The 22,345-nt window shown below is 34.6% G+C and carries 16 protein-coding genes and 1 tRNA gene; 11 read left to right on the top strand and 6 right to left on the bottom strand.

What is annotated here, in order from left to right; all coding sequences use genetic code 11:
- The first annotated feature begins 14 nt into the window (after positions 1-14).
- The 5 genes from NFR44_RS05400 to NFR44_RS05380 all read left to right on the top strand — a co-directional run bounded on the left by NFR44_RS05400 (position 15) and on the right by NFR44_RS05380 (position 7,356).
- Positions 15-284: a hypothetical protein gene (locus NFR44_RS05400; protein ID WP_251441698.1), complete on the top strand. Its 270-nt coding sequence runs from the start codon at positions 15-17 to the stop codon at positions 282-284.
- Between the two features lie 86 nt (positions 285-370).
- Positions 371-2,272 carry a DNA topoisomerase (ATP-hydrolyzing) subunit B gene (gene gyrB / locus NFR44_RS05395; protein WP_251441695.1) on the top strand — a complete coding sequence of 634 codons (1,902 nt, stop codon included), beginning with the start codon at positions 371-373 and terminating at the stop codon, positions 2,270-2,272.
- Between the two features lie 69 nt (positions 2,273-2,341).
- On the top strand, positions 2,342-3,742 hold the full coding sequence (locus NFR44_RS05390) for an amino acid permease (RefSeq protein WP_251442440.1): 1,401 nt from the start codon (positions 2,342-2,344) through the stop codon (positions 3,740-3,742).
- A gap of 194 nt (positions 3,743-3,936) precedes the next feature.
- On the top strand, positions 3,937-5,688 hold the full coding sequence (locus NFR44_RS05385) for a 1-deoxy-D-xylulose-5-phosphate synthase (protein ID WP_251441694.1): 1,752 nt from the start codon (positions 3,937-3,939) through the stop codon (positions 5,686-5,688).
- A 303-nt stretch (positions 5,689-5,991) separates the two neighbouring features.
- The gene (locus NFR44_RS05380) at positions 5,992-7,356 is read left to right on the top strand and encodes a hemolysin family protein (RefSeq protein WP_251441693.1); all 1,365 of its coding nucleotides are present in this window, start codon (positions 5,992-5,994) and stop codon (positions 7,354-7,356) included.
- A 51-nt stretch (positions 7,357-7,407) separates the two neighbouring features.
- Here NFR44_RS05380 and NFR44_RS05375 read toward each other — a convergent pair whose 3' ends face one another.
- Positions 7,408-8,007, bottom strand: coding sequence for a winged helix DNA-binding protein (locus NFR44_RS05375; RefSeq protein WP_251441692.1), 600 nt, complete (start codon positions 8,005-8,007; stop codon positions 7,408-7,410).
- A gap of 202 nt (positions 8,008-8,209) precedes the next feature.
- Here NFR44_RS05375 and NFR44_RS05370 point away from each other — a divergent pair, with 202 nt between their 5' ends.
- From NFR44_RS05370 to NFR44_RS05345, 6 genes are all read left to right on the top strand, one after another.
- Positions 8,210-9,304, top strand: a complete 1,095-nt coding sequence (locus tag NFR44_RS05370) for an efflux RND transporter periplasmic adaptor subunit (protein WP_251441690.1) — start codon at positions 8,210-8,212, stop codon at positions 9,302-9,304.
- Entirely contained in the window at positions 9,301-12,345 is a 3,045-nt protein-coding gene (locus tag NFR44_RS05365; RefSeq protein WP_251441689.1) for an efflux RND transporter permease subunit, read from the top strand. Before NFR44_RS05370 ends, NFR44_RS05365 begins: the two co-directional genes overlap by 4 nt.
- Positions 12,346-12,489: 144 nt before the next feature.
- On the top strand, positions 12,490-12,807 hold the full coding sequence (locus tag NFR44_RS05360; protein WP_251441688.1) for a hypothetical protein: 318 nt from the start codon (positions 12,490-12,492) through the stop codon (positions 12,805-12,807).
- 317 nt (positions 12,808-13,124) lie between these two features.
- A tRNA-Arg gene (locus NFR44_RS05355) sits at positions 13,125-13,201 on the top strand.
- A 551-nt stretch (positions 13,202-13,752) separates the two neighbouring features.
- Entirely contained in the window at positions 13,753-15,096 is a 1,344-nt protein-coding gene (locus NFR44_RS05350) for an SLC5/6 family protein (protein ID WP_251441687.1), read from the top strand.
- A gap of 280 nt (positions 15,097-15,376) precedes the next feature.
- Complete coding sequence (locus NFR44_RS05345) at positions 15,377-16,744, top strand: NAD(P)-dependent oxidoreductase (RefSeq protein WP_251441685.1); 1,368 nt, start codon at positions 15,377-15,379, stop codon at positions 16,742-16,744.
- 281 nt (positions 16,745-17,025) lie between these two features.
- Here NFR44_RS05345 and NFR44_RS05340 read toward each other — a convergent pair whose 3' ends face one another.
- The 5 genes from NFR44_RS05340 to NFR44_RS05320 all read right to left on the bottom strand — a co-directional run bounded on the left by NFR44_RS05340 (position 17,026) and on the right by NFR44_RS05320 (position 21,985).
- Positions 17,026-18,228, bottom strand: coding sequence for a MalY/PatB family protein (locus tag NFR44_RS05340; RefSeq protein ID WP_251441683.1), 1,203 nt, complete (start codon positions 18,226-18,228; stop codon positions 17,026-17,028).
- A gap of 290 nt (positions 18,229-18,518) precedes the next feature.
- The gene (locus NFR44_RS05335; RefSeq protein ID WP_251441682.1) at positions 18,519-19,286 is read right to left on the bottom strand and encodes a sugar phosphate isomerase/epimerase family protein; all 768 of its coding nucleotides are present in this window, start codon (positions 19,284-19,286) and stop codon (positions 18,519-18,521) included.
- 47 nt (positions 19,287-19,333) lie between these two features.
- The gene (locus NFR44_RS05330) at positions 19,334-20,407 is read right to left on the bottom strand and encodes an ABC transporter ATP-binding protein (protein WP_251441681.1); all 1,074 of its coding nucleotides are present in this window, start codon (positions 20,405-20,407) and stop codon (positions 19,334-19,336) included.
- On the bottom strand, positions 20,407-21,234 hold the full coding sequence (locus NFR44_RS05325) for a carbohydrate ABC transporter permease (protein WP_251441678.1): 828 nt from the start codon (positions 21,232-21,234) through the stop codon (positions 20,407-20,409). Before NFR44_RS05325 ends, NFR44_RS05330 begins: the two co-directional genes overlap by 1 nt.
- A complete protein-coding gene (locus NFR44_RS05320; RefSeq protein WP_251442437.1) occupies positions 21,224-21,985 on the bottom strand; it encodes a carbohydrate ABC transporter permease in 762 nt (253 codons plus the stop codon). Before NFR44_RS05320 ends, NFR44_RS05325 begins: the two co-directional genes overlap by 11 nt.
- Positions 21,986-22,345: the final 360 nt, after the last annotated feature.

Here is a 22,345-nt window from a genome sequence, read left to right as displayed (position 1 = left end):
GTGATGGAAGTTTTATGTTTGTACATTTATCAGATACGTATAGTGTATCTATTGAGGATATTGTAGCGGTAGTTCAAGATATTCCGCTTTTAAAGGGACGACGTCGCCGCAATAAACAATGGCAAAATAGTGAAGTGATTCACGTTTTTCCAGATGAACCCATTGAAAGTTATTTAGTAACAGTCAATGCTATTTATGGTTTGAGCATGTCAATTACAGGTGTAGGACGTCGTTTACAGCGAGCTACTACAGGAATTCCTGTTAGCTTATACACAAAACGATAAAAATAGAGTATAATTAAGGTTAAATCTTTAAATAAATAAAATTTAACGATATATAGGTAATTTACTCTAAATAGGGAGGATATGGAATGGCAGAACAAAATTATAGTGCCGATAATATACAGGTCTTAGAAGGTCTGGAAGCGGTACGTTGTCGCCCAGGGATGTATATTGGTAGTACATCATCTAAAGGGTTACACCATTTAGTATATGAAGTTGTTGATAATAGTGTGGACGAAGCCTTAGCAGGTTATTGTACACATATTGAAGTAAATATTAACGAAGATAATAGTATTACTGTTATTGATGATGGGCGTGGTATTCCTTGTGGCATGCATGAAACTGGTGTACCTGCTGTTGAATTAGTTTTAACTAAATTACATGCTGGTGGTAAATTTGGTGGCGGCGGCTACAAAGTATCCGGTGGTCTCCATGGTGTTGGTATTTCTGTAGTAAATGCATTGAGTGAATGGACTATTGTTACTGTTCGTCAAGATGGCAAAGAACATGAAATTACATTTGAAAGAGGCTATTTAAAATCACCATTAAAAGTAATTGGCGAAGCTAGTGACACAGGTACTACGGTAACTTTTAAGCCTGATGCAGATATTTTTGAAACTACTGTTTTTGACTTTAATGTACTACGTACACGCTTACAAGAATTAGCATTCCTTAATAAGGGATTACGTATTACCTTAACTGATAAACGTGCAGAAGAACCAATTGTTGAAAGCTTTATGTATGAAGGTGGCATTGTTTCTTTCGTAGAATTTTTAAATGAAAACAAAGATTTAGTGAATCCAACAGTTATTGATGTAGAAAATACTCGTGACGATGTAGTGGTGGATGTAGCGTTCCAATATAATGATGGCTATAGTGAAAATCTATTATCCTTTGTTAATAATATCAACACCATTGATGGGGGGACTCATTTAAGTGGTTTCCGTAGTGCTTTAACACGTACCCTTAATGATTATGGTCGTAAAACAGGCCTTATTAAGGAAAATGAAAGCAATTTATCTGGTGATGATGTTCGTGAAGGTTTAACTGCTGTTGTTAGTGTTAAAGTTTTAAATCCTCAATTTGAAGGACAGACAAAAGCTAAATTAGGGAATAGCGAAGTAAAAGGGATTACAGATACGGTTGTTTCTGAAGGGCTTAAAACATTCTTAGAAGAACATCCAGCAGAAGCAAAACGCATTATTGATAAGGCGACTACGGCTAATCGGGCTCGTGAAGCAGCGCGTAAAGCTCGTGAATTAACACGTCGTAAAAATGCGTTAGAAATTAGCTCATTACCAGGTAAATTAGCCGATTGTTCTGAAAAAGACCCTATGATGACTGAAATTTATTTAGTCGAAGGGGATTCCGCTGGTGGTAGTGCTAAACAAGGGCGTGATCGCCGTTATCAAGCTATTTTGCCATTGCGCGGTAAAATTTTAAATGTAGAAAAAGCACGATTAGATAAAATTTTAGCAAATAATGAAATTCGTTCAATGATTACAGCCTTTGGTACTGGCATTGGGGAAGAATTTGATTTAGCTAAGAGTCGTTATCATAAGATTATTATCATGACAGATGCGGACGTTGATGGTGCTCATATTCGTACGTTATTATTAACTTTCTTCTATCGATATATGAAACCGTTGATTGAAGAAGGACGCGTTTATATTGCGCAGCCACCACTTTATCAAATTAAAAAAGGTAAAGGTCATTGGTATGTGTATAGCGATGCTGAAATGGCAGCTAAATTAGATGAAATTGGACGAGATAATATTACGATTCAACGCTATAAAGGTCTTGGGGAAATGAATCCAGAGCAGCTCTGGGAAACGACGATGAATCCAGAAAATCGTACTATTTTACAGGTAAGTTTAGAGGATTCCATTGAAGCGGATAAAATTTTTAGTGTCCTCATGGGTGATAAGGTAGAGCCACGCCGTAAATTCATTGAAGATAATGCAAAATTAGTTCGTAATTTGGATTTATAGTAGGGGGGAGGCTATTTAGTGAGTAGTGAAGCGAATAATAAATTAAAAAGAAGTTTGAAATCGCGTCATATGAATATGATTGCGCTAGGTGGAGCGATTGGGACAGGTTTATTCGTAGCTGGCGGTGAAGTAGTAAGTACAGCTGGTCCTGGCGGTGCTTTAGTTGCTTATGGCTTTATTGGTATTATGGTATATTTCTTAATGACTAGCCTTGGTGAAATGGCTACGTATTTACCTGTACCAGGTTCTTTTGGCACCTATGCATCACGGTATGTAGATCCAGCCTTTGGTTTTGCCTTAGGATGGAATTATTGGTTTAACTGGGCTATTACATTGGCTGCTGAATTGGTAGCAGGCGCTTTGATTATGAAATATTGGTTTCCTGAGATTCCAGCCATTGTGTGGTCAGCTTTATTCTTATGTGCCTTATTTTTGATGAACTATTTATCAACGCGTTCCTTTGGGGAAAGTGAATATTTCTTCTCCAGTATGAAGGTTATTACCGTATTTGTGTTCTTATTTGTAGGTACTATGCTCATTTTAGGTATTGGTGGTACCTCGCCTGGTTTTGAAAACTGGACCCGTGGCGAAGCTCCTTTTGTTGGTGGCTTTGGTTCAATTTTAGCTATTTTTATGGTAGCTGGTTTTTCTTTCCAAGGAACAGAATTAATTGGGGTAGCTGCTGGTGAATCAGAGGATCCTGAAAAAAATATTCCAAAAGCGATTCATTCTATTTTCTGGCGTATTTTATTATTCTATATTGGTGCCTTTGCTGTTATAGGTTTCTTGATTCCTTATGATGATCCTAATTTATTAAATGCTAGTGTAGAAAATATTGCTATCAGTCCATTTACTTTAGTATTGGATCGTTTTGGTTTTGCTTTTGCAGCTAGTTTTATTAATGCCATTATTTTAACAGCTGTTTTATCGGCTGGTAACTCAGGTTTATATGCATCAACTCGTATGCTTTATGCTATGGCTAAAGAAGGCGATGCACCACAGATTTTTACTAAATTAAACTCTCGTGGCGTACCAGTACCTGCTCTATTAGCTACTTCTGCATTTGGTGTATTTGCTTTCTTAACCTCTTTAATTGGGGAAGGGACAGCTTATAATTGGTTGATTAATATTAGTGGTATGAGTGGTTTTATTGCTTGGCTTGGAATTGCTATTGCTCATTATCGTTTCCGTCGTGCTTTCCACGAACAAGGTAAGAGTTTAGATTCTATTCCATTTAAAGCTTTATTTTTCCCATTCGGTCCTATTTTTGCTATGATTTTATGTTTAATCATTATTGCTGGTCAGAACTATACAGCGTTTACAGGTGATACTATTGACTGGTATGGTGCTAGTGTGGCTTACATTGGTATTCCTGTATTCTTATTAGTATATGCTAGTTATAAGGCTAAAAATAAGACGCATATTATCCCTCTAAAAGAAGTTAATTTAGATCGGGATTATGAAAAATAAAATAGATTTATTTAAATTTAATTTTAATTTTATATCTAAAAATAGAAAAATTTAAATTTAATACTTGACTTGAAGTTAACTTCAAGTTCTATAATTAGTTTCGTAGTCATAAGTAAGATTTAGTTATGACTACGAAACTTTTTTTATGGAAATTAAATTTGAAGAACATAGGTATTAGAAGAAAGGAACTGAATATGAGTCTATTAGAACATGTAAATACACCACAAGATATTAAGAAAATGAGCCTTGAAGAATTAAAAACATTGGCTCAAGAAATTAGAGACGTATTAATTACTCGCGTTACCACAACAGGGGGCCATATGGCACCTAATCTTGGTTTTGTAGAAGCTACATTAGCCCTCCATTATGTATTTGAATCTCCAAAAGATAAATTTGTTTTTGATGTATCACATCAATCCTATATTCATAAGATTTTAACAGGTCGTAAAGAGGCTTTTACAGATCCAGCATCTTATAAAAAGTATTCTGGCTATACTAATCCAAATGAAAGTGAACATGATTTCTTTACCATTGGCCATACTTCAACTGCTGTTAGCTTAGCTTCTGGTTTGGCAAAAGCTCGTGATTTAAAAGGTGAAACTGGTAATGTAATTGCTATTTTAGGTGATGGTTCTTTATCTGGTGGTGAAGCTATGGAAGGTCTTAATGTAAGTGCGACCTTGGGCAGTAATTTTATTGTTTTATTTAACGATAATGATATGTCTATTGCGCCTAATGAAGGTGGCTTATACCCTCATTTAAAAGAATTAAGAGATAGCAAAGGAACAGCAGTCAATAATTTCTTCAAAGCTATGGGTCTTGATTATATCTTTGTAGAAGATGGTCATAATTTAGAGCATCTTATTGAAACCTTTAAAGGTGTAAAAGACAGTAATCATCCAATTGTTATTCATATGGTAACAACTAAAGGGAAAGGCTTGCCAGAAGCAGAAGCTAATAAAGAAGATTATCACTATATAATGGGTAAAGATTTTGATGTAGATGCTTATATGCAAGAAGAACATTATGATGAAATCATTGCTACTCATTTATTAGCTAAAATGAAAGCTGACAAAACAGTAGTTGGTTTAACCGCTGGTGTTCCTGGTATTGCTGGTTTTAGTGCTGAGCGTCGAGCTGAAGCAGGTAAGCAGTTTATTGATGTAGGGATTGCAGAAGAACACATGGTTGCTATGGCAGCTGGCCTTGCTAAAAATGGAGCTAAACCAGTTATTTTAGACGCAGGTACTTTCTTACAACGGACGTATGACCAATTGACTCAGGATTTAGCTTTAAATAGCAACCCTGCTACGATTATTTCATTCCCACTAGGTGGTGGTATTTCGTCTATGGATGCTACTCATTCCAGTGCTTTTGATATGGCTATGATGAATAGTATTCCCAATTTACGAGTGTTATCACCAGCAACAAAAGAAGAATTAATAGCTATGTTAGATTGGTCTTTAGAACAGACTGAAATGCCAGTTATGATTCGAGTACCAGGTGGCAAAGTACAGACTTATGAAGCTGGTAAAGCCTTTACTGGGGCATTAACAAATGAAGTAACAGCTAATGGTAATACAGTAGCTATTTTAGGTCTTGGTGCTTTCTATGATTTAGGTTTACGTACAAAAGAAGCTTTAAAAACTGAATTAGGTATTGAAGCTACTTTAGTAAATCCTCGTTTATCTTCTGAAGTAGATGAAGCTACTTTAGAAGCTCTAAAGGCTAATCATGAGTTAGTAGTCACTTTAGAAGATGGTGTATTAGATGGTGGCTTTGGTGAAAAAGTAGCTCGTTTCTATGGCCCATCTACTGTTAAAGTATTAAATATTGGTATGAAAAAAGAAGTGAATGATCGAGTGCCAATGAAAGAATTAGTAGCTCGCTATCATTTATCACCAGAATTAATTGTGGCGGATATTAAAGCTATTTTAAATAAATAATAAATGCTGTAATATGGTAAACCATAAAAAATACAGAGTAAAAGAATAAAATAATTGGATAAAGAAAAAAATAACTAAATAAGAATAAATATCTAAAGAAAGCCTTGTTTTTACTTTAAGTTTTAAAAGTAATAACAAGGCTTCTTTTTATAAACTGTGATTACTCATAGCGAAATACCGTAGTTTTTGGTATACTATACGGTAAGTATATAGAATAAATATATACAGAGCGTACATGTGTAAGTACATATAGTACACTAAGTATAAAGTGTCCACTTGAAGTAAGAGGAGAGTGATAAATCAGTGGATGGTGATGTAGGTCTGGAGATACTTATAATATTATTGTTAATTGTAGCGAATGGGATTTTTTCCATGACAGAATTAGCGATTGTTAATGCCCGCAAAGGGTTATTAGAAGATAGTGCTGAAAAAGGTAGTAAAGGAGCACAACGGGCGATACAATTGTCTGAAGATCCTAATCAAATGTTTTCAACCATACAAATTGGTATTACTTTGATTGGCATTGTTACTGGTTTGTATTCAGGTGCAGCCCTTTCAGAACCAATGGCAAAAGTAATTAAAGAATATATGCCTTCTTTAGCTAGTTATGCCGATTCAGTAAGCCCTATTATTATTGTATCCTTAACGACATATTTATCCTTAGTGATTGGTGAATTAGTGCCAAAACGATTAGCCCTTAATGCACCAGAGAAAATTGCTATTTTTATGGCTGTACCTATGCATTATTTTGCAGTAGTGGCCACGCCTTTAGTAGCCTTGTTAAGTGTTTCAACGTCGTCATTATTAAAAATCATGGGTGTAAAAGATAAAGAAGAAGCACCTGTTACAGAATTAGAAATTAATAAGATGTTGACACAAGGTGTTGAATTAGGTGCTTTTGAAAAAGATGAACCTCGTTTGGTAGATAATGTATTCCGTTTAGCTGATTTAAATGCTGGTGATGTTATGACGCCACGCACGCAGTTAAAATGGTTAGACTTAAATAGTCCCGATGAGGAAATAAAAGAACGATTATGTCATTCGACTCATTATCGTTTGCCTGTAGGCCGTGACTCTTTAGATGAGCTTGAAGGTCTAGTTGTGGTAGCCGATGTATTTGCTGAGCATATGAAACAAGATGGTCATAAAACATTGAAGCAATTAGTTGAAGAATGTACGAAACAGCCTGTAATGGTGCCAGAATCGATTAGTCTTATGAAGCTATTAGAAGTATTTCGTACAGAAGGTGTTCATGAAACTGTTGTTTTAGATGAATATGGTGGTTTTAGTGGCTTAGTAACATTACATGATATTATGGAAAAACTAGTAGGTCTTATGCCAGCTAGTGAAGATGAATTAAAAGAAGAAGAAAATCGCGTTATTCAACGTAGTGATACGACTTGGCTAGTAGATGGTCTTTTAAGTATTGATGAATTTAAAGAGTATTTTAATATTACTAAAGAATTACCTGGTGAAGACGAAGATTTATATAAAACAGTTGGTGGTTTTTTAATGTATTTATTTGGCCGTATTCCTAAAGAATTGGAACGTTATATTTGGGAAGACTATACTTTTGAAATCGTTGATATGGATAATGTGAGAATTGATAAGATTATGGTTACCCATGAACCTGTGCAAATAACAGAAGATAGTGGAACCATAGATTAATAAGAAAACCCTAATAGCTATTGTATTAAAATAGCTATTAGGGTTATTTTTTTATTTTTTATAATATTGACCAGGTATTACGCTACCTGTTTTGGCCAAGCTGTCATTTGAAATAACCTTGTCACCATGCATGAGAGCTTCTAGGACTTCTAAGGTATTTTCAACCTTTGATAAAGGTAATTGATTTAAGATTTGATGATAATATTGAATTTCTAGTTTATGAATTTCATCGCATACTAAGGAGACGGATTGTCCAACATCTGTAATTTTTAATAATACAGACTTTAAATCAGTAGGCTGATGAAATCGGATGAGTAAGCCATTAGTATCTAAAAACTTTACATAGCGAGAAACTAATCCCTGTGAGAAGGGCATAGCTTGGACAACTTCTTGGTATGTGGCTACTAAATCAGGTTTATTAGCTACATAATTTAAAATTTGCATTTGTGAGTGATTAAATTTTTTCTTTAACAATCGCTCAACAATATGGGGGGATACGGTATGAATATACTTAGGCAAGGCTTCATTGATGAATTGTTTACGCAATTCTGTATTGTACATGGAAAATAAACGAGCAGTTTCAACTAATTGTTTATATAAGTCTTCCGTACTCAAGGAAGTATGGCTATTTAATGTTTCATCAGTATTCATGTACAGTCTCCTTAAAATATATTACCTGTAATATATTTGACATTATATCATATAAAAAGTAAAATGTAACTAAAATAATAGATATAGATTTTATATTTTAGTGGTGAAAAATATGTAAAGTATGCGTAACTTATTAGCTCTATGGAAATTGTGTTTATAATAGGGCCTGTAAGGCGTGTTTAACATAGTAGGAGGCGTTTATATGCAGTGGAGGCAAAAGGGTGTAATGAAACAATTGGGTAGTCTTATGTTAGTTGTATCGTTACTTATTATGAGTGGTTGTGGCAGTGATTCAGAGTCTAAAGAACAGGCTCCCTTAGTTAAAACTACAGTTGTTGGTAAAGATGCCTCAAGTAGTGAAAATAGTTTAGCTGGTACTATTAAAAATCGATATGAAACAGCCTTATCTTTTCAAATCGGTGGTCGTGTGATTCAAAAGAATTTTACTGTTGGTGATAGAGTTAGTGCTGGTCAAGTATTAGCTGTATTAAATCAGAGTGACACGAGTAGCCAATTACAAAATGCACAAGGTGCGTTGGCGGCCGCTCAATCGCAATATGAATTAGCAGCTACTAATGTAGAACGATATCGTATTTTATATGCGCAAGAAGCTGTCAGTCAATTGCAATTAGATCAGATGGAAAATTCCTATAAAGTGGCAGCCGCTCAATTAGAACAGGCACAGGCTAATGTACAAGCTAGTGAAAATCAACAAAATTATACCCAATTAATAGCACCCGCAGATGGTGTTATTACAGCTAGCTCTATTGAAATAGGGCAAGTGGTTGGGGCTGGTCAAACAGTAGGAATGATAGCTGTAGGTGATGAACCAGAAGCTGTAATAGCCTTGCCAGAACAAATGATGGCCTCCGTAAGTGCAGGTTCAGAAGCTAAAGTTACGTTTTGGGCGTTGCCTAATGTAGTAACTACTGGCGTTGTTCGTGAAATATCGCCAGTTCCTGATGCGGCAGCTCGTACTTATACAGTAAAAGTAAGTTTAACGAATCCACCGAGTCAATTACAGCTGGGGATGACTGCTAATGTGGCGTTTAATCAAGTAAATGGTCCTACTATGGAAGTTCCTTTAACTGCTTTAGTGGGCACTAGAGAGCCAAAACAAAATGGTCAGGGGCAAGTATATGTAGTGACAAAAGACAATACTGTTAAATTAAAAACTGTTACATTAGGTAATATGGGGGCCAATAGTGTACAGGTAGTCTCTGGTTTACAGTCTGGTGATCGTATTGTAACAGCAGGAACTGATAAATTGGAAGAAGGGGCTAAGGTACGGATATGAATTTTAACTTAGCTGATTGGGCCTTACGGCATAAATCAATTATATATTTCTTTATTGCTATGCTCTTTGCTATTGGCAGTTTTTCTTTTATGAAAATCGGTCGTATGGAAGATCCGAATTTTACTATTCGCACTATGGTAGTAGCAGCTACTTGGCCAGGTGCTTCCCCACAGCAAATGTCAGAGCAAGTAACGGATAAATTAGAAGAAAAAATTCGTGATTTACCAGGCCTTGATTATACTAAAAGTTTTACCGATGGCAGTAAAACAGTTATTTATGTTAACTTGAAAGAAACATTACCAGAAGATGATGTTAGAGCTGCTTGGACAGAAGTTCGTCATATGGTAAATGATGAGTGGTCAAAACTTCCATCAGGTGTACAAGGGCCTATTATTAATGATCGCTTTGATGATGTATATGGTACGATTTATGCATTAACTGGTGAAGAATATTCGTATGAAGAAAAGCGTTCCTATGCTGAACAAATTAAACGAGTATTACTGACTGTCCCCAATGTTAAGCGTATTGATTTAAAAGGGGTACAGCAACAAACTTTATATGTAGAAATGAATAAGGATAAATTAGCATCTTATCAAATTAGTAGTGAAGCTATATTAAATGCTTTAAAACAGCAAAGTTCTATGGCACCAGCTGGCATGATTGATACAGATACTAATAATGTATATCTCCGTGTGAATGGTCTTTTTGATAGTGTAGATTCAGTGCGTGAAATGCCATTACAAGTGAATGGACAAACACTTCGCTTAGGCGATATGGCTACGGTCCGTCTTGATTATGGTGAACCAGAAAGTCCTTTATTCTACTTTAATGGCAAACCAGCCATTGGGATTGCTGTTTCAATGGATCCAGGGGCCAATAATATTGAATTTGGTGAAGCATTACAAGCTAAATTAGCCTCTTATAAAGGAGAATTACCGGTTGGCTTAGAAGTGAGTCAAGTATCGAACCAACCTCAAGTAGTAGATGAATCTATTAGTGAATTTACTCGTTCTCTTTTTGAAGCTATTGCCATTGTATTGGTAGTTAGCTTTATATCCTTAGGTGTGCGAAGTGGCCTAGTAGTAGCTTTAACCATTCCTGTAGTCGTTGCTAGTACCTTTGTGGGCATGTATGCAGATGGACTAGATTTACATAAAGTAAGTTTAGGTGCTTTAATCATTTCCTTAGGTTTATTAGTAGATGATGCTATTATCGTTGTTGAAATGATGACCCTTAAAATGGAGGAAGGGTTGGATACCCATTCAGCAGCTACCTTTGCGTATAAGTCCACAGCGTTTCCAATGCTTAGTGGTACTTTAATTACTTGTGCAGGGTTTCTTCCTATTTTCTTATCGGAAGGTTCTGTTGCCGAATTTACCCATTCTTTGTTTATTGTAGTCGCTATGGCCTTGTTACTATCTTGGTTTGCCTCTGTATTAGTTAGTCCTGTACTAGGCAGTCGTCTAATTCGTATTAAAAAAGACCATGCTGAAACAAGGGCGATGCGTTTACAAAAGTCCTTTTTAGCGCGATTTGAAAAGTTTCTTCATTGGGCTATGGGACATCGCAAAATCGTTTTAATTACAACGGTAGTATTATTTGTTATTTCTTTAATTAGTGTACCTTTAATTAAAGTTGAATTCTTCCCTGCTTCGACACGACCTGAAATTATGGTATCAGTACAGTTCCCACAAAGTTCTTCCTTGCAATATACAAAAGAGCAAGCAGAAACATTAGACTCTTTATTAAGTGGGGATAAGCGTATTGATCATTATTCAGCTCATATTGGTGAAGGGGCGCCGCGATTTATTTTGACATTAGATCCAGAAGTAGAACGAAATAACTTTATGCAGTATGTAATTGTAGCTAATTCATTGGAAGATAGAAATGAATTATATACTGAATTACGAGACAAGTTAAATGATACCTTCCCATCGGCATTGGTTAATATGACCTTTTTACAAACAGGGCCACCTTCTAAGTATCCAATTATGTTCCGTGTTGCGGGTCCAGATACAACAAAAGTAAAAGAAATAGCCAATGAAGTCAAAGAGGTATTTAAAACCTATCCGGATATAACCGACATTTCAGAAGATTGGCCAGATAATACACCAACTATACAGGTTCATATTGATCCTGCTAAAGCTCGTTTGATGGGGGTTGACAGTTATTCTGTGGCCACTGATTTGCAAGGTAAAATTTCAGGGGTTACAGTGGGTCAATACTATGTAGGTAATCAGACCATTCCTATGAAATTTAAACTTAGTGGCAATGAAGAACATAATATGAGTGTATTACAAAATATTCCAATTCAAACGGGTTCAGGTGCTTATGTACCATTGAGTCAGATTGCTACCATTTCGTTGGGCAATGAAGATGGTATTATTTGGCGTCGTAATATGGAACCTACCATCACAGTACATGGTAATGTACCACCGAATGTAATGGCGAATTCATTAGCCAATGATTTAAATAAAAAATTGGAACATATTCGAGCTGATTTACCAGCAGGTTATACGATTGAAGTCGATGGTTCGGCTGAACGTAGTAATATTGCTATGGACAATCTAAAAGGGCCAATGCCTATTATGTTATGTCTAATTATGACAATTTTAATGTTCCAATTGAAAAAGATTCCTCTTATGATAATGGCTCTGTTGACGGCTCCATTAGGTTTAATAGGTGTTGTATTGACCATGATATTAACAAATACACCAATGGGCTTTATGGTCGTATTAGGGGTTATTTCCTTAAGTGGTATGATTATTCGGAACTCTATCATTTTAATTGATCAAATAGAATTACATCGTAAGGAAGGGCAAACTACTTATGAAGCCATTGTAAGTTCTACAATTTTACGATTTAGACCAATCATGCTGACAGCCTTAGCCGCTATTTTAGGTATGGTACCATTAATGCGTAGTGCGTTCTGGTCACCTATGGCGATTGCCTTTAGTGGTGGTTTATTAGTGGCTACGATTTTAACTCTCATTGTATTGCCAATTATGTATGCCGTATATTATAAGGCCGAAGCAAAATAACCGATTTATTCATATTTGTGAATTTTTACTGGTAATTTTACGATTAATACGATAAAATTTAATCGAATAGCATTGCCTAGATAGGGTATATGTGGTTAAATAGGTAAGAGTAAGTGCCAATAATAATGAAAAGGAGCATGTACAATGAGTGACATAGCATACTATGCTATCCATTATGGGGTGGACGAAAAAGGATATATCGGATATAACAAGGTGAATCAGGAAGTAACAGTTGTTTTACCTGATGAAGAATGGCAACAAAAAGTGTGGTCATATTTACATACACCACAGACTTTAGAAAAAGCGATTGGTCTAGATACGTATGAAACAGTCACTGTTGATCCGTTAGCATCGTTAGCTGATTTAAAACTTGCTTTAACTGTTATGTGGGGCCGTACGGACGTACAAGTTGATTGGAGTCGTCCTGTTGAAATTGATGGTTCTATGTATTTTCCTGAATAAAAAATACTAGAGGAATACGTTAATATAGATAACGTGTTGCTGAGTATAAGTTAAAACTTGATACATAAATACGAACATATCCACAGAATATACACAAAATTCTGTGGATATGTTGTGTATAGCTTGTGATTAAGTAAATGAATTCGGTGGATAAGTGAATAAATTAGTGGATAACTCTGTGTATAGTTTTACTATAAATACGGTTCTATCCACTTATATTGCGATATGTGAGCATTCCGTTTATAATATATACATACATGCGTACTTAGTATAGGGAAGGAACTGTAACTTCCTAAAGTGCAGGTCATGTTATACATGCGTCTATAGCTCAGTAGGATAGAGCAGCAGTTTCCTAAACTGCGTGTCGGTGGTTCGATTCCGCCTAGGCGCACCATAAGAGTATAAGACTATAACAAAGCCTTGGTTATTTCTGATCGTTTTGTTATAGTCTTTTTTATTTGAAAATAATTCCCAAATACTATGCATGCTATATTAAATAAGCATAGATGGTAATTGTTAGTAAAAAAATAGTAACTTTTTGTTTATTTTTTTCAAAAAAATAAAGTATTTTTTTCAACATAGTGTTTAAATTTAAAGTATCTTTTGTGAGTGGATACTGTCTATTATTTTATTAAAAATAAGAGAAAAATAAATTAAATTATCATTTTATAAAAATAATATAGTATAATACATAATAAATATATGTAAATATTTAATTTTATTCTATTATTTTCTTATATTTGATATAAAATAATAATCTATAGATAATTGAACACAGTGAATGTACACTCTATGCAATACAATCATGATGATTAGTTGTCATTTTAATCATGCCATGCTATCATACGTATATGAAATGTCTTTCCTGAACGGATTTTTGGGGGCTTATATTTAGGAAAGGGTATGCGTGTTTTTTATGAGGTTACATTTTAAGGAGTAATGGTTATGTTGAATGAACAAACAATGGTCCACAAGGACATACCGGTACAAGGTGATATTCCGGTTCAAGAAGAAACACTCACTCAAGCAGGTGTGAGCACCCAAACATTGGATGCAAGTAAATGGAACAAACAAGACACAGTTTGGATGTTAGGTTTGTTTGGTACTGCTATTGGCGCAGGCGTTCTATTCTTGCCAATTAATGCAGGGATTGGTGGTATTTTACCTCTTATTTTAATTACTTTATTTGCATTCCCTGTTACCTTCTATGCACATCGTGCGTTAGCTCGTATGGTTATGGCCGCTTCTTCTCCAGATAAAGGTATTATTGGTGCAGTAGAAGAATTCTGGGGCCCAGTAGCAGCTCGTTTTTTCAATGTCGTGTACTTTATTAGTATTTATACTATTTTGTTATTATATTCCGTAGCCATTACTAATACGACCGACAGTTTATTAACGCATCAGATTGGGATTGAAGGTATTGATCGTGCTGTTATTACCATTGCTGTTATTTTAGGCTTATTAGCTATTGTACGCATGGGGCAAGATATTATTGTTCGTATTATGAGTTATTTGGTATATCCATTTATTGCCACTTTATTGCTTATTGGTATTTATTTAATCCCACAATGGAATACAGCTATTCTTTCTTATGAACCAACAGGTGGTAATATGGGCATGTTAATGACTTTGTGGATGACCTTCCCAGTGTTGGTATTCTCTTTCAATCATTCCCCTATTATTTCTACATTTGTTATGAAAGAACGTCATGTATATGGTGATGATCAAGTTGATAAAAAGACTCGTGATATTCAACGATATGCTGTATTATTGATGTTTGCTGTTGTAATGTTCTTCGTATACAGCTGTGTATTTAGTTTATCTCCAGCTGATTTACAAGCTGCTAAAGATCAGAATATTTCCATTCTTTCTTACTTAGCAAATCATTTCAATACACCATTTATTGCTTGGTTTGCACCAATCATTGCTTTCGTAGCAATTACTAAATCCTTCTTAGGTCACTATGTAGGTGCTTATGAAGGGTTACGTGATATTATCATCGACTTAGGTAAAGTAAATAAGAAATCCTTCAATGAAAAAACAATTGACCGTATTATCTTATTATTCATGATGATTACTTGTTCTTTAATTGCTTATTTAAACCCAAGTATTTTAGGCATTATTGAAACTTTAAGTGGTCCAGCGGTAGCGTTCATTTTATTACTTATGCCAATGGTAGCTGTACGTAAAGTTGATAAAATGAAAAAATACCAAAGTGTTTCCAACTATTTTGTTATTATTGTTGGCTTAATCACAGTAGGAGCTATGTTCTACGGTCTTATTCATTAATAATAAAGTTTATGTTTAGCGTAGCTAATGTAATATACTAATTAGAATACTATCCTTACAAAATAACAAGAATATAGCGAATTTTAAAGCCGCCATTTGACGAAACTTCATCAAATGGCGGTTTTTTATTATAGGGAATGTCCTAAGAGAGGGGATACCTATTTACTAGCTTTAGGGGTTATGGTATATTAGAATTAATTTTATTATTATAGGGAATAGGTAATATATAGCAAAGTTGATGAAATCATCAACAATGAAAAGAGATAGAGGAGGTTTATCCATGGTTGGATTAGATGCAAGCGAACAAGCAAAACAAATTGCTAAAGCTGGTTATACAGAAGATAGAGATTATACGTTAGAGGAAGCCTTGGCTGAGGCAAAACGCTGCTTAAATTGTGCGAAGCCTTTGTGCCGTACAGGTTGTCCTATTGAAAATGAAATTCCTCGGTTTATTCAGGCTATTGCTCGCGGTAACTTTGGGGAAGCGAATGATATTATTGGGGAACGCAGTAATTTACCAGCTGTTTGTGGTCGTGTTTGTCCTCGTGAAAAACAGTGTGAAGGGCATTGTATTTTAAATCGTGCCAATAAGCCGATTAACATTGGTAAATTAGAACGTTTTGCTGCTGATTTTGAAAGTTTGCATGGCCTTCGTCGTATGAAACCAATCATTAAGGATCAAGGTAAAATTGGTATTATTGGTTCTGGTCCGGCAGGCTTAACTGTAGCTAGTGATATGGCTAAATTAGGCTATGAAGTGACTATTTTTGAAAAGCAAGACGAACCAGGAGGAATTTTACTTTATGGGATTCCGGCCTTCCGTTTAAGTAAAGAAGTAGTACACCGTGAAATTAATCGTTTAAAAGCATTAGGTGTTACTTTTGAATGTAATACTATTATTGGTCCTGAGAAAACCATTGACTCTTTATTTGAAGATGGTTATGATGCGATTTTTATTGCTACAGGGACTCACGTACCGATGGAATTGCCTATGCGCGGTGATGAAAAGCCAGGCGTTTTACAAGCAATGGCTTTGTTAACAGCCGTACAATTACATCAAAATGGTCGTGTTGGTGATGATGCGATTCCAGTAAATAGTGGTGATCGAGTAGTCGTAATTGGTGCCGGTAATGTGGCTATGGATGCGGCTCGTACTTGCGTTCGTTTAGGTGCTTCTGTGACTGTAGCATACCGTCGTGGCGAAGAAAATATGAGTGCTAATCCATTAGAATATAAAGAAGCCAAAGAAGAAGGAGTAGCTTTTAAATTTTATGCCTCCCCAGCTAGTGTTGAAGGAGAAGTCGTTGTAGAAGGGCTTCGTTGTGAAATCCAAGAACCACAAGAAGATGGTTCAGTTACTCCGACTGGTCATTATGAAACAATTCCAGCTGATAAGATTATTATTGCTATTGGTCATAAGCCAAATGCTCGTTTAGTAGGCCCTGGCAATGGTATTGAAGTTAATAAAGATGGTTATGTAGTGACTCGTGAAATGCCATATGGTATGACAAGCCGTAAAGGTGTATTTGCTGGTGGGGATGTAGTACATAAGCCAGCTACTGTAGTATTGGCAATGCGGGCTGCTAAAAAAGTCGTAGAAGGTATGGTTAACTACTGTGAAGCTAAACGTTTCTTAGGGGATATGTAAGTATCGTTGCTATATTGGTACACATAAAAAGTAAGAAATACGAATAATAAGAAAATAAAGAATAGAATAAAAAAATTTCGTATTAAATACGTATAGCAAAATGATAGAAAGACAAGTATATAAATAAAAAGAGGACTGTAATGAAATGAGGATTTTATCCGTCATTTAGGTTACAGTCCTTTTATGATTGGGTAAATTTTATAAGGTTTATAAGTTTTTAAACTTTATAGGGCTATAAAACTTGCCTTATAAGGCTAATATTCATTGACTAGATATAGTGATTATATAAGCTTTCGTTGTGCTAAGCCTTGAATAATTCGGTTAGCGGCCTCTTTTATTGTGTCAGGATGAGCGGCTAAGTTAAAACGGCCAAAACCTGGTGTAGCAGGGGCAAAATTAGCACTTGTGTTAACGCCTACACGACATTCTTTAATAAGAAAATCATCCAGTTCTTCAGGTTTAATATAAGCATTGAAATCAAGCCAAGCTAAATATGTTGCTTCTAGCGGTGTAAAGCCTATATTAGGGGCTTTTGCTAGGAGTTCTTTTTTGAGCAATTCATAATTACTTTGAATGGTAGCCAATAGGCCAGTAAGCCATACATCACCAGTCTGATAAGCTGCTTCCGTTGCAATTAAATTAAGTACGGATAATTGTGTGTGATCAATAGTTTTCACAAAATTATCAAACCGTTGGCGATGTTCTTTGTTAGGGATAATAACATGAGCTACTGGTAGTGAAGCTAAATTAAAGGTTTTAGAAGCACTAGTAATGGTAATAATAGAGTCTTTAAAACGACCATCAGCTACTTTTAGGGCAGGAATAAAAGTACCAAAATTAAAATCTTGATGTATTTCATCACTGATTATAAGTACCTTATATTGCTCACAAAGGGTGAATAAACGAGTTAATTCTTCTTCGGACCAAAGACGACTAACAGGATTATGGGGATTACATAGAATAAAGACTTTTACCTGATGCTCTTTAATTTTTTTCTCTACATCGTTAAAATCAATATAATAACGACCTGTATTATCCCGTTGTAATTCACTACAAATAGGGGTTCGATCCGTATCTTGAGGTGTGCTAAAGAAAGGAAAATAAACTGGACTTAGCATCATAACAGAGTCTTGTGGTTTAGTGAAGGCGTGAAGAATCCAAAAAAGAGTTGTAATTGTGCCATTCGTGAAGCGGAGCCAGCCTTTTTTAGGACTGTAACCATGGTGACGAGTTAGCCAATCTATAAAGGTCTGATGATAGGTAGGGCTAATTAACGAGTAGCCAAAAGCACCTTGTTTAATTCTATCTTCTAAGGCAGTCATAACAGTTTCTGGTACTTTAAAGTCCATATCAGCTACCCAGAGAGGAATAACATCGGTTGTATTAAAACGCTGTTCTAACGCATCCCATTTTACACTATTAGTATTACGGCGATCGAGAGCGTAGTGCTGTAAAAATTCAGCAGCAGTCATAGTTTGTGACATATAGGCACCTCCTTGAAGTATGAGTAAATACATATACTTTATAATCGAAACCAGTTTATTACTATAATAATTATCGTATAGTGGTTTATAGATTATATAATATGTTGAAATATATAATAAGAACTACGTTCATTATAGCAAATGGATGTTAAAAGAATAAAGGAGGTGATATAATAATACAGATATAATGTGAAAATTACTAGTGAAATGTGTTAAACTAATAAAAAAGCATCTAACTCCGTTTATTATGATTTATTTAAAAATCATTAATAGGAATTAGATGCTTTTTATTATTTTAATGTTAATAATTCTTGGATACTTTCTATATGCTCTAGTAGTTTAGTGCTATCTGTAAAGCTTCCATTAGCATATTCTAACACTTTAATTGCCTTAGGTGAATATGTATTTATTGTTTTAAATAAGTCTGGCCAATTAATAGTACCTGCATTAATTGGATAATGTTGATCGTAATTTCCGTCATTATCGTGTAAATGAAAGGCTATAATTTGAGAATTTAAGGTTTTTATTACGTTTGATAAATCCCAATTATTTACATGGGCATGGCCTACATCAATGATTGATTGGATATGAGGAATGGTATTAAATAAATTTAAGTATTCTTCTTCATTAAATAAATTATTTTCATGTAAACCTACATTTTCCACAGCCATAATAGGTCCATTGATTGAGTGGTTAAAAGTAGCAATTTCTTGTAAACGTTGAATAACTAGTTTTTGACAGTCTAATCTATCTCCTTGCCAACGCTCATTTGTATGAATAACAACAAATTTAGCATTTATTTCTTTTCCGAAGAGAAGCGTATCTTTTAATTGCTTTAAATATTGCGTATCCTCAGGATCTGCTAAATTGACTGTTACACAAGGACCATGTAAGGAAATATCTCTTTTGTTTATGCTAAATTGAGGAAGTAATTGACTCCAATAATCTTGAGTACCAAATTCATTAAAAAATTCAAGGCCATAAGATAGAGGCAATGTTTTTAATTGACCTTTATTAAAGGCTGGAAATAGAAGATCACTAATTTCAAGTGTGCTCATAGGGGCTCCTTCACAGTAAGTAAAAAATATATTGATTAATAGGTTAGTTACGATTGAAGATTTTGTTGGCTTTCTGGATCAAAAAAACAAGCATCATTAATATTAAAACTTATACCGAGTCGTTCGCCTAATTGTATTTGAGTATCTTTACTTGGTATTTGGATAAAGCCTGTTAAAGAATTAGAAAATTTAAAAAGACAGTTTTGGATATGTCCAATATTTTCTATATACTGGCATTCTCCATAAAGTAAAGCTTTGTCAGTTGTTGTAACTTTTATTTTTTCAGGACGAATACCTAAAATTACATTATCAGTAGTTATTAGTTTTTTTATAGATTCAGGAATATTCAGTGTTGATGAACCTAGCTGAATTTGGCCATTATTGATAGGTAGTGTCCATAAATTCATAGCTGGAGTACCAATAAAAGAGGCTACAAAGGTGTTAGCTGGTTGATTATATACTTCTTGAGGATTACCAAATTGTTGTAAAACCCCTTCGTGAAGAATAGCAATTCGTTGACCAATGGTCATAGCTTCTACTTGATCATGAGTGACATAAATCATAGTAGAGTTACAGTTTTCATGAATTTTTATTAATTCTTGGCGAGCATGTTGGCGTAATTGTGCATCTAAATTAGCAAGTGGCTCATCGAGTAAGAAATAAGGCGATTGCTTTACAATAGCTCGACATAAAGCAACTCGTTGTTTTTGTCCGCCAGATAAAGATTGAATAAGTCGATGTTCATAGCCGTTGAGATTTAACATATTAATAGCAGCTTTGGTACGAACTTCAATTTCAGAGGCCGGTAAGTTTTGTAATTTTAGGCCAAAGACAATATTATCCCAAACGTTAAAGTGGGGAAACAAGGCATAGTTTTGAAATACCATCGCAATATTCCGTTTTCCAGGCGGTACATCATTGACACAGGTATCGCCCATAAAAAGTTGACCTGATGTGATGTCTTCTAGACCAGCGATCATACGTAATGTTGTGCTTTTGCCTGAACCGGAAGGTCCTAATAAGACTACGCGCTCGCCTTCTTTGATTTCAAAGTTTAATTGTTTAATTATTTCTTTTCCATGATATGATTTTGTAACTGCATTAAATACAATATTGTGCATTATCCTTTTACTCCTGCTTGTATAAATGTATTAAGTATGTATTTCTGGCAAATTATGAATAAAATAAAGGGTAAAATGCTAGTTAAAACAGCTAAGGCCATAGCAAGTCCCCACTCACTACCGCCTTCTGCACTGATAAACATTGGTAATGCTAAGGCTAATGTATATTCAGATTTACTTTTTAAAATAAGTAGTGGCCAAAAATATTCATTCCAAGCATTAATAAAAAACATTATGCTAATAGAAATAATAGAGGGGCGTACAAGTGGTATTATGATATGCCAGAGTATATAAAGTGGTGAGGCACCTTCAAGAATAGCTGATTCAAATATGCTTTTAGGAATACTGCGCATAGTTTGACGCATAAGAAATATTCCCATCCCATCGACCATTTCTACTAATATTACGCCAAAGGCAGTGTCTAATAAACCAATGGAAGAAATGAGAAGATAGTTAGGCATAATTAATACAGACATGGGAATAAAAAAGGTTAAAACCATGGAGTTAAATAACAATTCTCTACCTTTAAAGCGATAATATACAAAACCAAAACCAGCTAGTAAGCTTGTAATGATTTTGAATATGGTTACTGTAATAGCAATAAAAAATGTATTGCCAGTAAATTGAAAGATGGGGAAACGATTTAATATAGTTGTATAGTTATCTAGCGTTGGGTTTGTTGGTAACGGATTAAGGGGGTATTGGAAAATTTGATTTAAGTCTTTTAACGAAGCTGAAAGTAAGAAAATAATAGGCCATAAGCAAAGAATTAATGATATGAGTAGAAATATATGGCCTAGTAATTCTTTTTTTATATTAATTTTCATAGTAAACCTTCTTGTCTAATACTTTATTACGCCACCAAGCAAAAAGTATAAAGAGCATCATAGTAATAACAGCATAGGCGGCAGATTTTCCTACTTGATAGAAAACGAAAGCATATTGATAAATTACATAAACTAAATTAGCACTTCCTTGGTTAGGTCCACCTTGTGTAAGAATATTGACAGGAATCATTACATACTGTAAGCCAAAAACAACAGTAATAACAAAAACATAAATAGCAGCTGACGATGTTTGTGGAATGACAATTTTGCGTAGTATCATCCAATCAGAGGCCCCTTCTAGACGAGCTGCTTCTATCATTTCTTTGGATACAGACATCATAGCTGCTAGCATGAGTATAAAATTATATCCAAATACTTTCCACGCAATAATAAGGCTAATAGAAAAAATGACTAATACAGGTTCTTTTAACCATCTTGGTGAGTCTAGGCCGATCATTTGTAGAATTGTAAAAATAGGGCCTGCTAGCGGATTATAAATCCACAGAAATAATATACTGGCTACTGATAAACTAAAAAGAGAGGGAATAAAGAAGCATATTCTATACAAATTTTTTCCATATTTTAATATATAAGCTAAAATATAGGAGTATATATAGGGTAATATAAAATTAAATAGTAGTAAGAAGACAACAAATAGGATTGTATTTACGATAATAGAATAGAATTCTCCATTTTGTAATACATCTATATAATTATCTAATCCAACAAATTTAATTTTAGAACTCACCATATTCCAAGAAAAGAAACTCATACCAACATTGACAAGTAATGGCCAGTAATAAAAGATTAGAAAACAGAGTGTGGCTGGTAAAAATAGTAAATAACCAGTTTTAGAGAGTTTATTCATACAAGTACCTCTTTATTCGTAGGCTATATTTAATAATGAAAATAGAATCAATAGTTTTATCCTATTGATTCTATTTTGAGATGGAATCCTTAGTAGGTATTCCTCTATGTTTAATATAAAAGGCTCTGTCACAACAAATGGTTGATTTTTGACGAGAAATAGCGTATAATAATAGTAAGAAACAGTACCACCGAAGGAGGTAATTGGATATGCCTACTATCAAAGACGCATTAGATATTATCG

It is taken from the genome of Veillonella intestinalis (genome assembly GCF_943193155.1).
Classification (GTDB): domain Bacteria; phylum Bacillota; class Negativicutes; order Veillonellales; family Veillonellaceae; genus Veillonella_A; species Veillonella_A intestinalis.
This window is presented reverse-complemented; position numbering and strand designations above follow the sequence as displayed.

Coding starts and splice junctions, on each gene's coding strand:
- NFR44_RS05400 (WP_251441698.1), top strand. CDS start 15: ATGTTTGTACATTTATCAGATACGTATAGTGTATCTATTGAGGATATT.
- gyrB (WP_251441695.1), top strand. CDS start 371: ATGGCAGAACAAAATTATAGTGCCGATAATATACAGGTCTTAGAAGGT.
- NFR44_RS05390 (WP_251442440.1), top strand. CDS start 2,342: ATGAATATGATTGCGCTAGGTGGAGCGATTGGGACAGGTTTATTCGTA.
- NFR44_RS05385 (WP_251441694.1), top strand. CDS start 3,937: ATGAGTCTATTAGAACATGTAAATACACCACAAGATATTAAGAAAATG.
- NFR44_RS05375 (WP_251441692.1), bottom strand. CDS start 8,007: ATGAATACTGATGAAACATTAAATAGCCATACTTCCTTGAGTACGGAA.
- NFR44_RS05370 (WP_251441690.1), top strand. CDS start 8,210: ATGCAGTGGAGGCAAAAGGGTGTAATGAAACAATTGGGTAGTCTTATG.
- NFR44_RS05365 (WP_251441689.1), top strand. CDS start 9,301: ATGAATTTTAACTTAGCTGATTGGGCCTTACGGCATAAATCAATTATA.
- NFR44_RS05360 (WP_251441688.1), top strand. CDS start 12,490: ATGAGTGACATAGCATACTATGCTATCCATTATGGGGTGGACGAAAAA.
- NFR44_RS05350 (WP_251441687.1), top strand. CDS start 13,753: ATGTTGAATGAACAAACAATGGTCCACAAGGACATACCGGTACAAGGT.
- NFR44_RS05345 (WP_251441685.1), top strand. CDS start 15,377: ATGGTTGGATTAGATGCAAGCGAACAAGCAAAACAAATTGCTAAAGCT.
- NFR44_RS05340 (WP_251441683.1), bottom strand. CDS start 18,228: ATGTCACAAACTATGACTGCTGCTGAATTTTTACAGCACTACGCTCTC.
- NFR44_RS05335 (WP_251441682.1), bottom strand. CDS start 19,286: ATGAGCACACTTGAAATTAGTGATCTTCTATTTCCAGCCTTTAATAAA.
- NFR44_RS05330 (WP_251441681.1), bottom strand. CDS start 20,407: ATGCACAATATTGTATTTAATGCAGTTACAAAATCATATCATGGAAAA.
- NFR44_RS05325 (WP_251441678.1), bottom strand. CDS start 21,234: ATGAAAATTAATATAAAAAAAGAATTACTAGGCCATATATTTCTACTC.
- NFR44_RS05320 (WP_251442437.1), bottom strand. CDS start 21,985: ATGGTGAGTTCTAAAATTAAATTTGTTGGATTAGATAATTATATAGAT.